This is a genomic window from Allobosea sp. Root670 (assembly GCF_001429415.1).
GTDB lineage: Bacteria > Pseudomonadota > Alphaproteobacteria > Rhizobiales > Beijerinckiaceae > Allobosea > Allobosea robiniae.
In genome coordinates, this window is record NZ_LMJU01000015.1 from 59,648 (window position 1) to 71,922 (window position 12,275).

Below are 12,275 nucleotides of genomic sequence, written 5' to 3' on the forward strand. Positions count from 1 at the left end.
CCGAGCCAACATCGTGATCCGAGTTGAGGTTCGTGCGCGCTTAGCCATGGCGCCGCTAAGCAATAGTTTGCTCCGGCTCTCCGATGAGCAACGGTATATTACCATGGGTCAAGTTGGGGCGGTTTATTCCAGTGGTTTTGATTTGAATTGTTGCACCCGGGCTTAAGTATGCGCAAAATTCGGCGCTGGACTGGAGAAAAAGACCCTCCCAATATTGGCTGATAATGATCGGTGAGTCGTGCGGATACCGAACGCGATGATCGGTTATCCGGCATGCGACGCGAAGGGGACAGGGAATTGCCCAATCTCAACCGCGCACGCTCTTTTGCCTGGCTGTCAACCACCTCGTTGCTCGCCACGGCAATGCTGTCGGGCACGGCCGCAGCAGGATGCGGCGCAACATCCGCAGGCAACGATGCCGTCGTCTGCGATGCGGGCCCGCCCGATCCGACGCTCGCCCCGGTCGACCTCCAGGCCGGCGACGACCTTCTCACCGTCAACGGCGGCACCTACAGCGCCGGCATCACGGGGGGAGCAGGAACCAAGACGGTCGTCATCGCCGGCGGCAGTATCGCGAGCTATCTCAACACGATCGGCACCAGCCTGATCACATTCCCGGCGGGCAGCACCGCGACAATCACCGGCGGCGTCACGACCGGCCCTGGCGCCGACCGTTTCGAGATCAACGCCGGCACGGTCGGCGGCGCGGTCAGCCAGGGGAGCGGCATCGACAGCTTCATCATGACCGGGGGCAGCATCGGCTCGCTCGCCCAGGGCGACCAGCGCGACACCTTCTTCATGTCCGGCGGCACGATCGTCGGCGCCTTCGAGGACGGCGACGTCGCCATCATGACCGGCGGCACCATCGGCCGCGTCGACATGAAGCTCGACAACAACGTCTTCGACATGTCCGGCGGCCGGATCAACGGCAATCTGGTGACCGGCTTCGGCAATGACACGATCACGATCTCGGGCGGCTCGATCGGCGGCAATGTCAGTGTCAGCGGCGGCACCGACAGCGTCACCGTGACCGGCGGCGCGATCGGCGGCGAGATCCGGATGAGCACCGGTGCGGATACCTTTCTGTGGCAGGGCGGCGGCACGATCGGCGGCCTGATCGATATGGGCACCGACAACGACACGGTGACACTGCGAAACCTGGGCGCCGGCACGATTTCTCCGACGCAGCGCATTACAGGCGGCGACGGCACCGACCTGCTGGTACTTGCCGGGAACGGCCCCGCCTCCGTCAGCGCGAGCTCGATCACCGGCTTCGAGGTTCTGAACAAGATCGAGCCGGGAACGTGGACCCTCGATGGCTCGCTGACCGATATCCAGGTGGCGACAGTGCAGCAGGGCACGCTGCGCCTCATCGGCAACAACAACGCCTATGCCGGCCGGATGATCGTCGATCCGGCCGGCACGCTCGAAGGCCCGGCGCAGGGAATCACCCCGGCGGTGACGAATAACGGCCTCGTTCGCTTCACGCAGCCGGATGTCGCAACCTATGCCGGGACGATCAGCGGCACCGGCGCGGTCGAGAAGACCGGGGCGGGCACGACGATCCTGACCGGGTCCAACAGCTATTCGGGCGGCACCACCATCACCCAGGGCACGCTTCAGCTCGGTGCGGGAGGGGCCAGCGGCAGCATTCTCGGCAATGTCAGCAACAGTGGCAGGCTTGCTTTCAACCGTTCCGACATCCTCACGTTCGCGGGCACGGTCTCGGGCACGGGCGCGCTCGCCCAGACCGGCTCGGGCACGACGGTGCTGACGGCAAACAATCCCTATTCCGGCACAACGACCGTCTCCGCCGGAACCCTGGCCGTCGGCAATGCGGCCAACCCGGCGGCTGCACTCTCCGGCGGCGGGGCCGTCTCCGTCGCATCCGGCGCGACGCTCGGCGGCTATGGCAGCGTGGCGGGATCGGTCAGCAACAACGGCCGGATCGCGGTGGCCGATGCCGTGGCGGCTTTCGCCGGGAGCGCCAAGGGCAATTTCACCATCGGCGGCACGCTCACCAATGCCGGCCTGGCACAGGTCGGCGGCAGCGGGATCGGCAATACGCTGACGGTCTCGAACTATATCGGCCAGAGCGGCACCGTCGCGCTGAACACCTTCCTGGGCACGGATGGATCGCCCTCGGATCGGCTCGTGATCGATGGCGGCACTGCGAGCGGCACGTCGCGGCTTGCGATCACCAATGTCGGCGGACCCGGAGCCACCACGACAGGCAACGGTATCCTGGTGGTCGATGCCATCAACGGCGCAACCACGAATGCAGGGGCCTTCGCGCTGGCGGGGCCGGTCGCGGCCGGCGCTTATGAGTATGTCCTGTTCCACGGCGGCGCGACGGCGGGCTCGACACAGAACTGGTATCTGCGCAACCAGATCGAGCCGGCGGCTCCGGGTTTGACGCCGCCGGTCGCCGCTCCGGGGAGCCCTTCGTTGCCGCCGGCGCCGCCCGCCGGTTCGGCACCGGTCCCGCTCTACCGGCCGGAGGTCCCTGTCTATGCGGCCATTCCGGCCACGGCACGCCGTCTCGGCCTGGCGACGCTCGGGACGTTCCATCAGCGCAGGGGCGAGCAGAGCCTGCTTAGCGGTCAGGGGAGCTTCTCGGCGGGTTGGGGGCGCGTCTTCGGCGAGCGCATGGATCAGCGCTGGTCCGGCACCGTCGACCCCGAGTTCAACGGCCGTATCTGGGGTCTCCAGACCGGCCTCGATCTCCTTGCCATCGATCGGGCGAGCGGGCATCGCGACAGCTTCGGTCTGTTTTACGGATTTGCCCGCGCCGAGGGCGATATTCGGGGCTTCGCACTCGGTCAGCTCCGCAGCAAGGTTGGCAAGCTCGATCTCGATTCGAACAGCCTGGGCGCCTACTGGACGCATGTCGGCCCGTCAGGCTGGTATCTGGACACGGTCGTGATGCATAGCTGGCTCGATGGCAGCGGCGGCTCGGACCGTGGGGTGCGCGCCGATATCGGCGGCTCGGCCGTCACCGCCTCGGTGGAAGGCGGCTATCCGCTGGCTCTCGGCACAGGCTTCGTGCTGGAGCCACAGGCGCAACTGATCTGGCAACACCTCTCGCTGGACCGAACCCGGGACCGGTTTTCCGCAGTCTCCTTCGATGATGGCGACAGCTTCACCGGCCGTATCGGCGCCCGCCTGCAGACGAGCTTCCTGATCGGTTCCTCGCAGATCCAACCCTATCTCACCGCCAATCTCTGGCACAATTTCAGCCGCACCGACAAAGTCACGTTCGACGCGGTCGATGTGATCCCGACCCGATTCCGGGGCTCGTCCCTCGAGATCGGCGGCGGGATCGTCGCTAAAGTAACCTCCAACGTCAGTCTCTATGCCGCGGGCGGCTATACGACCGCGCTCGGCGATGACAAGGGTCACAGCATCCAGGGCAACCTTGGCCTGCGCGTCACCTGGTAGGCATCTCAAGCTGAAGGTCGTGCTCTGCAGAGCGTGAATTCCAGCGTGGGCACGCGAGGGTCGAAATCAGGCTGTGCCCAGGCCGGCGGCTTTTCGTCCCGTACACGGCGGCGCATGGCCGTTTCCTGATTTGAACCGATTGAAAACACCGGCGGTTGGGGGCATCTCTAGAGGCGTGCGCCGCCGTCGCGGCGCCGAGAGGTTCCGGTTTCCGCCATGCTCGACAAATCCGCGCCGCCCCGCACGCTCAAGCTCAACGCTGCCGACAACGTCGTCGTCGCGGTCGATCCCGTCGATCTCGGCGTGACGGCGGCCGGGGTCGAGGCGCTGAAGCGCATCCCGCGCGGGCACAAGATGGCGATCGTGCCGATCGCCAAGGACCAGCCGATCCGCAAGTTCGGCCAGATCATCGGCTTCGCTACGGCCGATATCGTGCCGGGCGATTGGGTGCACGAGCACAATACCGGCTTCCACGCCTTCGATCGCGACTACGCCTTCGCCGAGGAGGCCAAGCCTGAATTCGTTCTGCCGGTCGAGCAGCAGGCGACCTTCGAAGGGTTTCGCCGTGCCAACGGCAAGGCCGGCACGCGCAACTATGTGGGCATCCTGACCTCGGTGAACTGCTCGGCCTCGGCCGCGCGCTTCATGGCCGAGGAGGTGAAGCGCTCCGGGCTGCTGGCCGACTATCCCAATGTCGACGGCGTGATCGCGCTGACCCACGGCACCGGCTGCGGCATCGACTACAACGGCGAGAGCTTCGAGGTGCTGAAGCGCACCACCTGGGGCTATGCCTGCAATCCTAACATGGCGGCGGTGCTCGTTGTCGGCCTCGGCTGCGAGGGCTTCCAGATCAGCCGCATGAAGGAAGCTTATGGCGTCACGGAAAGCGACGTCTTCCGCACCCTGACGATCCAGGAGACCGGTGGCACCAAGAAGGCGGTCGCCGCCGGCATCGATGCGCTGAAGGTGATGCTGCCGGTCGCCAACAAGGCGGTGCGCGAGACGGTGCCGGCTTCCGAACTGATGCTGGCGCTGCAATGCGGCGGCTCGGACGGCTATTCCGGCATCACCGCCAATCCGGCGCTGGGCGCGGCCGTCGACATTCTCGTCGAGCATGGCGGCACGGCGATCCTCTCCGAGACGCCCGAAATCTATGGCGCCGAGCACCTGCTGACGCGCCGCGCGGCGACGCGCGAGGTCGGCGAGAAGCTCGTCGGCATCATCAAGTGGTGGGAGGATTACACCGCGCGCGCCCGGATGAGCATGAACAACAACCCCTCGCCGGGGAACAAGGCGGGCGGGCTCACCACGATCCTGGAGAAGTCGCTGGGCGCGGCGGCCAAGGGTGGCACCAAGACGCTCTCGGCGGTCTATCACTATGCCGAGCCGGTGAAGGCGAAGGGCTTCGTCTACATGGATACCCCCGGCTACGACCCGGTCTCGGCGACAGGCCAGGTGGCGGGCGGCGCCAATATCCTCGCCTTCACCACGGGTCGCGGCTCGGCTTATGGCTGCAAGCCGACGCCCTCGGTCAAGCTCGCGACCAACACGCCGATGTATCTGAAGCAGACCGACGACATGGACATCAATTGCGGCGATGTGCTCGACGGCGTGACGCTGGAGGAGAAGGGTCGCGAGATCTTCGACTACCTGCTGCGCGTCGCTTCGGGCGAGCACTCCAAGTCGGAAGAGATGGGTTATGGCGATGCCGAGTTCGTGCCCTGGCAGATCGGCGCGACGATGTAGTTTTTCAGCGCGCCGATTGAACCCGGCGCGCGGTCGAGGCGACCAAGGATGGCTCCGGCGCTGCCGGGGCCATTTCTTTTGTCGGCTCGGATCTCCATGAAGACCTTTTTTCTCGTCACCATCCCGCGCGTCCTGCTCGGGGTGATCTTCCTCATCAGCGCCGTCGACGGCTTCTGGTGGCTCGCTACGGGCATGAACCTGATCCATCCGCCGACCAGCCCGCGTGGCGTCGTGTTCGAGACGGCCCTGCAGGATTCCGGCTTCCTCTGGCCCTTCCTGAAGGCGGTTAATCTCACCGGCGCGCTCAGCCTGATCGCGAATGTCGTGCCGGCCTTCGGCCTGGCGCTGATCGCGCCTGTGATGGCGGTGATCGTGCTGTTCCACGCCACGATCAACCCGCAGGGCCTGCCGGTCGCGGTCATTCTCGTGGTGCTGGGCTCAATGCTGGTCTGGGCCTATCGCGATCGTTACGCGGCGCTGTTCCGGTAAAGCCTGCGACCCATTCTCGCGTCATGGTCGGGCTCGTCCCGACCATCCACGTCTTCGCTGGTCGAGGCTCGTGTTCAAGACGTAGATGCTCGCCACAAGGGCGAGCATGACGGCGCGGCTGGCCTGTCGGTCAGAGCGAAAAGCCTGTCAGCCGCTCGCGCAGCCCTTCGATCCTGTCCGCCGCGACATTGGCGATGGCGATGCGCAGGTGGTTCTCCTGCCCCGGGCCGAAATACGGGCCGGGCAGGGCGAGCACGCCGCAATCCGCGACGAGGCGGCGCGCCACCTCGGCCGCCTTCACGCCCGCGAAGGGATGCGCGACATAGGCGAAATAGGCGCCGGCCGAGAGCACGCGCCAGCCGTTGAGCGGTGCCATCGCCTGGCGGAAGAGATCGGCGCGGGCATTGATCTCGGCGCGGTTGCGCTCGCGCCAGTCGCGGATGCCGTCGATACCCCAGGTCACGGCGGCCTGGCCGGCCCGAACCGGGCTGATCTGCACGCAGTCGAGCACCTTGCCGATCTGGGCGAGCGCCGGCTCGCCGGCCGTGATCGCGCCGAGGCGCCAGCCCGGAATCGCATAGGCCTTCGAGAAGCTGTAGAGGCCGATCACCGAATCCTGCCAGCTCGTTGTGGCGAAGACTTCATGCGGCTTCGCAACGTCCGCGGGCAGGAAATCGCGATAGGTCTCGTCGAGCACGAGCCAGATGCCCCGCCTTGCGCAGAGCGCGGCAAAGGCAGCGATGGTCTCCGGCGGATAGACCGCGCCGGTCGGGTTGTTGGGCGTGACCAGCACGATGGCGCGGGTGCGCTCGTCGATCAGCGCCTCGGCGGTCGCGGCATCCGGCACGAAGCCGGCTTCCGGCGCGCAGGGCAGCGGGCGGGCCTCGACGCCGAGCATGGTCAGCGTCATCTCATGGTTGAAGTACCAGGGCGTCGGTAGCAGCACGTTGTCGCCAGCCCGCGCCAGCGCCATCATCGTCACGACATAGGCCTGGTTGCAGCCCGAGGTGATCGCGACCTCGGTCGGCTTGAAGGTCGTGCCGTAGATGCGGGAGATCTCGGCGGCATAAGCCTCGCGCAAGCTCGCATCGCCGGTGATGCCGCCATAGCGCGTGTTGCCGGGCTCGGCCGCCGCAATGGCGAGCTTTTCGAGCAGAGCGGGCGGGGGCGGGGCGCCGGGCACCGCCTGCGAGAGATCGATCAGCGGGCCGCGGGCGCCGCCATAGGCGCGGGCCCAGCCTTGCGCCTCCGGGATCGGCGGCGTGCCGGTATCGATGAGATCGGGATTGAGCGAGGCGCTGGCGGTCGTCGGCATGGTCTCTCTGATTTGCGGCGTGCGTGCGCTGGCGTCAATCGCCTTGGAAGCGCAGCAAACCCGCGCCATATCTGGAGCACTTCCAATCCAGCGATCGGGCGAATGCATGCAGGACGAGACCGAGGATGCCATTGCTGCGCTGCAGGAACTGCTCGACGAGGCGGACAGCATCGTCAGCTTCACTGGCGCCGGCATCTCGACTGAGTCCGGCGTGCCGGATTTCCGCACGCCCGGTTCGCCCTGGATGGTCAACAAGCCGATCCCCTACGATGCCTTCGTCGAGAGCCGCGAGGTCCGTATCGAGGCCTGGCGCCGCAAGTTCACGATGGACGACCATTATCGCGGCGCCGCGCCGAACAGCGGCCATCAGGCGCTGGCCCGGCTGGTGGCGGAGGGGCGTTCGCCCGCCATCGTCACCCAGAATATCGACGGTCTGCACCAGGCTTCCGGCGTGCCCGAGGACAAGGTGATCGAGCTGCACGGCAACGGCACCTATGCGACCTGTCTGAACTGTGGCTGGCGGCATGAGCTGGCGGCGATCCGGCCGGTTTTCGAGGCCACCGTCGAGCCGCCCGCCTGCACGATCTGCGCCGGACCGGTGAAATCGGCGACGATCTCCTTCGGGCAGGCGATGCCGCAGGAGGCGATGAAGCGGGCGCAGGGATTCGCGCTGGAATGCGACCTCTTCCTCGTCGTCGGCTCGTCGCTCGTGGTCTATCCGGCCGCGACGCTGCCGGTGATCGCCAAGCGACAGGGCGCCAAGCTCGTCATCCTCAACCGCGAGCCGACGGAGCTCGATCCGGTGGCCGATCTCGTCATCCGCGCCGAGAGCGGGGCGGTGCTGGGAAGGCTCGCTTCCAGACCCGGATGATGTGGACGATTTTTCGGGGGCTGTTTCCTGAATCCGCAGCAATGGTATCGTGACAGCGCGAATCAAGCGTTGTGCGTGGGGGTGAGCGGCACATGTCCGACGAATTCGGTGAGAGCGGGCGGCCACCGATGGGTCCCATCCAGTCACTCAATCGCGTCGTGCGGCTCGATGGGGCGGGCGATCACGCGCCGGAAGTGCCGGTCGAGGTCACCGGCTACGTCAAGTGGTTCGACGTCTCCAAGGGCTATGGCTTCGTCGTTCCGGAGGCGGGCGGCGCCGATGTTCTGCTCCATGTCACGATCCTGAAGCGCGATGGATTCAACACGATAGCCGAAGGCGCTCGCATCGTGCTCGAAGCCGTCGAGAAGCCGCGAGGCCGCCAGGCGGTGCGCGTGCTGTCGATCGATACCTCCTCGGGACGCCATCCGTCCGAGATGCCGATGGCGCGCACCAATGTCGCGGTATCGCCGACGAGCGGGCTCGAGCGCATGGTGGTGAAGTGGTTCAACCGCCTGCGCGGTTTCGGCTTCGTCTCGAAGGGCGAGGGCGCGCCGGACATCTTCGTGCATATGGAGACGCTGCGCCGCTACGGGCTCGTCGAACTGGTGCCGGGCCAGACCGTGCTGGTGCGCTATGGGCCGGGGCCGAAGGGCCTTATGGCCGCGGAAATCCATCTGGAGCAGGATGTGGCCGCGACGGCGGCGCATTAACTTTCCGGCTCGGTTGAATGAAAAAGGCGCCCCGTGGGCGCCTTTTCTTTTTGCCACGCAGGCTTGGCGTCATCCGCGGGGCAAGCCTAGGCAAGACGCCCGTCGATCGGCGGCCATCAAATCCCAAAGGACGTGCCGCAGCCGCAGGAACTCGTCGCGTTCGGGTTGGTGATCCGAAAGGACTGGCCGATCAGGTCGTCGACAAAATCGATGGTGCAGCCTTCGAGCAGGTCGAGCGAGGTCTCGTCGATCAGCACCTTGGCACCGTCGCGTTCGATCATGAGATCGTCAGGAGCTTTTTCCTGATCGATATCGAAGATGTACTGGAAGCCTGAGCAGCCGCCGCCGGCGACGCTGACACGCAGCATCGCGCCCGGCGCTTCGCTCGCCATCACCGAGAGAATGCGTTTCGCGGCATTTGCGGTCACCGCGATGCCGCGTGGATTGACCGCGAGATCGGTCGACATATTCGGGGCTCCTTGGGCAGATGCGCCTTGCACCCTGGTTACCCGGAAAGGTAATGGCCCGACAGCGGCTCTACAAGCATGGGGTCGCAACGAGGCTGCCATGCCCTATCCACAGAGCCCGACCCCGCCCGCCGGCCACGAGCCCGGAGAGCGCTGGCGCGCGCCCTATGCCTGCCGCTCCAGCACGAGCCGCGGGCGCCTCGTGGCGGAGCCGGCCTCGGCGACGCGCGGCGAGTTCCAGCGCGACCGCGACCGCATCATCCATTCGACCGCCTTCCGCCGGCTGAAGCACAAGACGCAGGTCTTCGTCTCGCATGAGGGCGACCACTATCGGACCCGCCTGACCCATACGATCGAGGTGGCGCAGATCGCCCGCGCCCTGGCGCGTGCGCTCGGCCTCGACGAGGACCTGGCCGAGGCCCTGGCGCTGGCGCATGACCTCGGCCACACGCCCTTCGGCCATACCGGCGAGGATGCGCTGGAAGAATGCATGGCCGGTTTCGGCGGCTTCGACCACAACGCCCAGACGCTCAGGATCGTGACCCGGCTGGAGCGGCGCTATGCAGATTTCGACGGGCTTAACCTGAGCTGGGAGACGCTCGAAGGACTGGTCAAGCATAACGGTCCGCTGCTCGACCACGAGGGAAAGCCGACGGCGCGCTATGTGAAGTCAGGCATCCCCGTCGCGATCGTCGAGTACCAGCAGCGCCAGGACCTCTGGCTCGACAGCTATGCCTCGGCCGAGGCGCAGGCCGCGGCGCTGGCGGACGACATCGCCTATAACGCCCATGACATCGACGACGGCCTGCGCGCCGGGCTGTTCGGCCATGCCGAGCTCAGGGCGGTGCCGTTCCTCGCCGAACTGCTCGACGAGATCGAGCGCTTGCATCCCGGGCTGGAGCGGGCGAGGGCGACGAACGAGTTGGTGCGACGGGTGATCACGCGCTTCGTCGAGGACGTGATCGCGGAATCGCAGAGACGTCTCGCGGCGCTGGCGCCAGATGATGCCGATGCGATCCGGAGGGCCGATGCACCCGTTATCGCCTTCTCGCCGGTGATCGAAGCGGCCGACCGCGACATCAAGGGCTTCCTCTACCCGAACATGTATCGCCATCCGCGTATCGCGCCGATCCGGGCCGATGCGGCGCAGGTCGTGCGCGAGCTGTTCCAGCGCTTCAGCGCCGATCCCGGAGCCATGCCGGAGGAATGGGCGGCGGGTTGCGATCCGCTCGACGAACACCGCCGCGCGCGGCGTATTGCCGACTATATCGCCGGGATGACCGACTGGTACGCGCTCGACGAGCACCGCCGGCTGTTTGACGCCACCCCCTCGCTGCGATAGGGCCGGGCGGCTCCCCATCCGCAATCGTGGCCGCAATGAACCTGTTCGAGATCTATTCCGCCCGTCTTCACGCTGCGCTCTCGGCCCTCGCCGAGCGAGGCGCGCTTCCGGCCGGCCTCAATCTCGCGCGCGTCGTGGTCGAGCCGACCAAGGACCCGGCTCATGGCGATCTCGCCACCAATGCCGCGATGGTGCTGGCCAAGGATGCCGGCACCAACCCGCGCGCGCTGGCCACGCTGCTGGTCGAGGAATTGTCCAGGGATCCGGAGATCACCAAGGCGGAGATCGCCGGCCCCGGTTTCATCAATCTGACTTTGCAGCCGGCCGTGTTCACGGCGGTGCTGAAGACCGCGATCGAGGCGGGGCTGGATTACGGGCGCGGCGCGCCGAAGCCCGAGCCGAGGGTCAATGTCGAGTATGTCTCGGCCAACCCGACCGGGCCGATGCATGTGGGCCATGGCCGCGGCGCCGTGTTCGGCGATGCACTGGCGAGCCTGCTCGCCTTCGCCGGCCATGACGTCACCCGCGAATACTACATCAACGATGCCGGCGCGCAGGTCGACGTGCTCGCCCGCTCCGCCTTCCTGCGCTACCGCGAGGCGCTGGGCGAGGATATCGGCCCGATCCCCGAAGGGCTTTATCCCGGCGATTACCTGGTCTCGGTCGGCAAGGCGCTTGCCGAGCAGTATGGCGATGCCCTGCGCGACAAGGCCGAGTGGGACTGGCTCCCGCTCGTCCGGCAGGCGGCGATCGACGGCATGATGGCGATGATCCGCGACGATCTCGCTGCGCTCGGCGTTGTCCACGAGCTCTTCTTCTCGGAACGCTCGCTGCAGGGCCGGGACGGCAATTCCAACGCGGTGCACCAGACCATCGAGGACCTGCGCTCGCGCGACCTTGTCTATGAAGGGCGCCTGCCGCCGCCGAAGGGCCAGAAGGACGAGGACTGGGAAGACCGCGAGCAGACCCTGTTCCGCGCCACCAAATTCGGCGACGATGTCGACCGGCCGCTGCTGAAATCGGATGGCAGCTACACCTATTTCGCCAATGACATCGCCTATCACCGCTCCAAGTTCGTGCGCGGCTTCCCCGAGATGATCGACGTCTGGGGCGCCGACCATGGCGGCTATGTCAAGCGCATGCAGGCGGCCGTGAAGGCCGTCACGAACGGGCAGGGCTCGCTCGACGTCAAGCTCTGTCAGCTCGTGCGGCTGCTGCGCAACGGCGAGCAGGTGCGCATGTCGAAGCGCTCCGGCGATTTCGTCACGCTGCGCGAGGTCATCGACGAGGTCGGCCGCGATGCGGTGCGCTTCATGATGATCTTCCGCAAGAACGACGCGACGCTGGATTTCGATCTCGGCAAGGTGGTCGAGCAGTCGAAGGACAATCCGGTCTTCTACGTCCAGTACGCGCATGCGCGCTGCGCCTCGATCTTCCGGCAGGCGCGCGAGGTCTATCCCGATCTCGACCTGTCGCCGGCGGCGCTGGCAGGGGCCGATCTCTCGATCCTCGTCGACGAGGCCGAAGTCGGCATCATCAAGACGATCGCGGCCTATCCGCGAATCATCGAAGGTGCGGCGGCCGCGCACGAGCCGCATCGCGTGGCATTCTTCGTCCATGAACTGGCGAGCGCTTTCCACTCGCTCTGGAACAAGGGCAAAGACTCGCCGCAATTACGGTTCGTTAATCAAACTGATCGAAAGTCGACCTTGGCGAGGTTGGCGTTTGTGCATGCGGTGCGCAGCGTTCTTGCTTCCGGTCTGGCTGTCGCCGGAGTTGCGGCGCCGGAAGAGATGCGCTGACGGAGGTTTTTCCGCTGGCGCGCACAAGGTCAGGTTGACCGCACAGAGTTCCCGGTTCTTCCATAGGAGGAAGCGGCTTGTGCTGGAATGGA

9 protein-coding genes are annotated in these 12,275 nt (G+C 66.3%); 7 read left to right on the forward strand and 2 right to left on the reverse strand.

Annotated elements, in window-relative coordinates; translation table 11 throughout:
• Window positions 1-273: 273 nt before the first annotated feature.
• The 3 genes from ASE61_RS12745 (at window position 274) to ASE61_RS12755 (ending at window position 5,676) form a co-directional block, all read left to right on the forward strand.
• Window positions 274-3,441: an autotransporter outer membrane beta-barrel domain-containing protein gene (locus tag ASE61_RS12745; RefSeq protein WP_061967458.1), complete on the forward strand. Its 3,168-nt coding sequence runs from the start codon at window positions 274-276 to the stop codon at window positions 3,439-3,441.
• 216 nt (window positions 3,442-3,657) lie between these two features.
• Window positions 3,658-5,187 (forward strand): UxaA family hydrolase, encoded by a 1,530-nt coding sequence (locus tag ASE61_RS12750; RefSeq protein WP_061967460.1) that lies wholly within the window; start codon window positions 3,658-3,660, stop codon window positions 5,185-5,187.
• Between the two features lie 96 nt (window positions 5,188-5,283).
• Window positions 5,284-5,676: a hypothetical protein gene (locus ASE61_RS12755; RefSeq protein ID WP_061967462.1), complete on the forward strand. Its 393-nt coding sequence runs from the start codon at window positions 5,284-5,286 to the stop codon at window positions 5,674-5,676.
• 130 nt (window positions 5,677-5,806) lie between these two features.
• On the opposite strand, the gene ASE61_RS12760 is transcribed toward ASE61_RS12755, so the two are convergent.
• A complete protein-coding gene (locus tag ASE61_RS12760; RefSeq protein ID WP_061967464.1) occupies window positions 5,807-6,991 on the reverse strand; it encodes an aminotransferase in 1,185 nt (394 codons plus the stop codon).
• Window positions 6,992-7,097: 106 nt separating this feature from the next.
• Here ASE61_RS12760 and ASE61_RS12765 point away from each other — a divergent pair, with 106 nt between their 5' ends.
• The gene (locus ASE61_RS12765; RefSeq protein ID WP_061967466.1) at window positions 7,098-7,862 is read left to right on the forward strand and encodes an SIR2 family NAD-dependent protein deacylase; all 765 of its coding nucleotides are present in this window, start codon (window positions 7,098-7,100) and stop codon (window positions 7,860-7,862) included.
• 92 nt (window positions 7,863-7,954) lie between these two features.
• On the forward strand, window positions 7,955-8,572 hold the full coding sequence (locus ASE61_RS12770; RefSeq protein ID WP_061967468.1) for a cold-shock protein: 618 nt from the start codon (window positions 7,955-7,957) through the stop codon (window positions 8,570-8,572).
• Between the two features lie 116 nt (window positions 8,573-8,688).
• Here ASE61_RS12770 and ASE61_RS12775 read toward each other — a convergent pair whose 3' ends face one another.
• Complete coding sequence (locus ASE61_RS12775; RefSeq protein WP_061967469.1) at window positions 8,689-9,039, reverse strand: HesB/IscA family protein; 351 nt, start codon at window positions 9,037-9,039, stop codon at window positions 8,689-8,691.
• A 100-nt stretch (window positions 9,040-9,139) separates the two neighbouring features.
• Here ASE61_RS12775 and ASE61_RS12780 point away from each other — a divergent pair, with 100 nt between their 5' ends.
• Window positions 9,140-10,381, forward strand: coding sequence for a deoxyguanosinetriphosphate triphosphohydrolase (locus ASE61_RS12780; protein WP_061967471.1), 1,242 nt, complete (start codon window positions 9,140-9,142; stop codon window positions 10,379-10,381).
• Between the two features lie 35 nt (window positions 10,382-10,416).
• The gene (gene argS, locus ASE61_RS12785; protein ID WP_061967473.1) at window positions 10,417-12,183 is read left to right on the forward strand and encodes an arginine--tRNA ligase; all 1,767 of its coding nucleotides are present in this window, start codon (window positions 10,417-10,419) and stop codon (window positions 12,181-12,183) included.
• The last annotated feature ends 92 nt before the right edge of the window (window positions 12,184-12,275 follow it).

Bases quoted from the DNA above. Each gene is read 5' to 3' on its own strand.
- ASE61_RS12745 (WP_061967458.1), top strand. From the start codon at position 274: ATGCGACGCGAAGGGGACAGGGAATTGCCCAATCTCAACCGCGCACGC.
- ASE61_RS12750 (WP_061967460.1), top strand. From the start codon at position 3,658: ATGCTCGACAAATCCGCGCCGCCCCGCACGCTCAAGCTCAACGCTGCC.
- ASE61_RS12755 (WP_061967462.1), top strand. From the start codon at position 5,284: ATGAAGACCTTTTTTCTCGTCACCATCCCGCGCGTCCTGCTCGGGGTG.
- ASE61_RS12760 (WP_061967464.1), bottom strand. From the start codon at position 6,991: ATGCCGACGACCGCCAGCGCCTCGCTCAATCCCGATCTCATCGATACC.
- ASE61_RS12765 (WP_061967466.1), top strand. From the start codon at position 7,098: ATGCAGGACGAGACCGAGGATGCCATTGCTGCGCTGCAGGAACTGCTC.
- ASE61_RS12770 (WP_061967468.1), top strand. From the start codon at position 7,955: ATGTCCGACGAATTCGGTGAGAGCGGGCGGCCACCGATGGGTCCCATC.
- ASE61_RS12775 (WP_061967469.1), bottom strand. From the start codon at position 9,039: ATGTCGACCGATCTCGCGGTCAATCCACGCGGCATCGCGGTGACCGCA.
- ASE61_RS12780 (WP_061967471.1), top strand. From the start codon at position 9,140: ATGCCCTATCCACAGAGCCCGACCCCGCCCGCCGGCCACGAGCCCGGA.
- argS (WP_061967473.1), top strand. From the start codon at position 10,417: ATGAACCTGTTCGAGATCTATTCCGCCCGTCTTCACGCTGCGCTCTCG.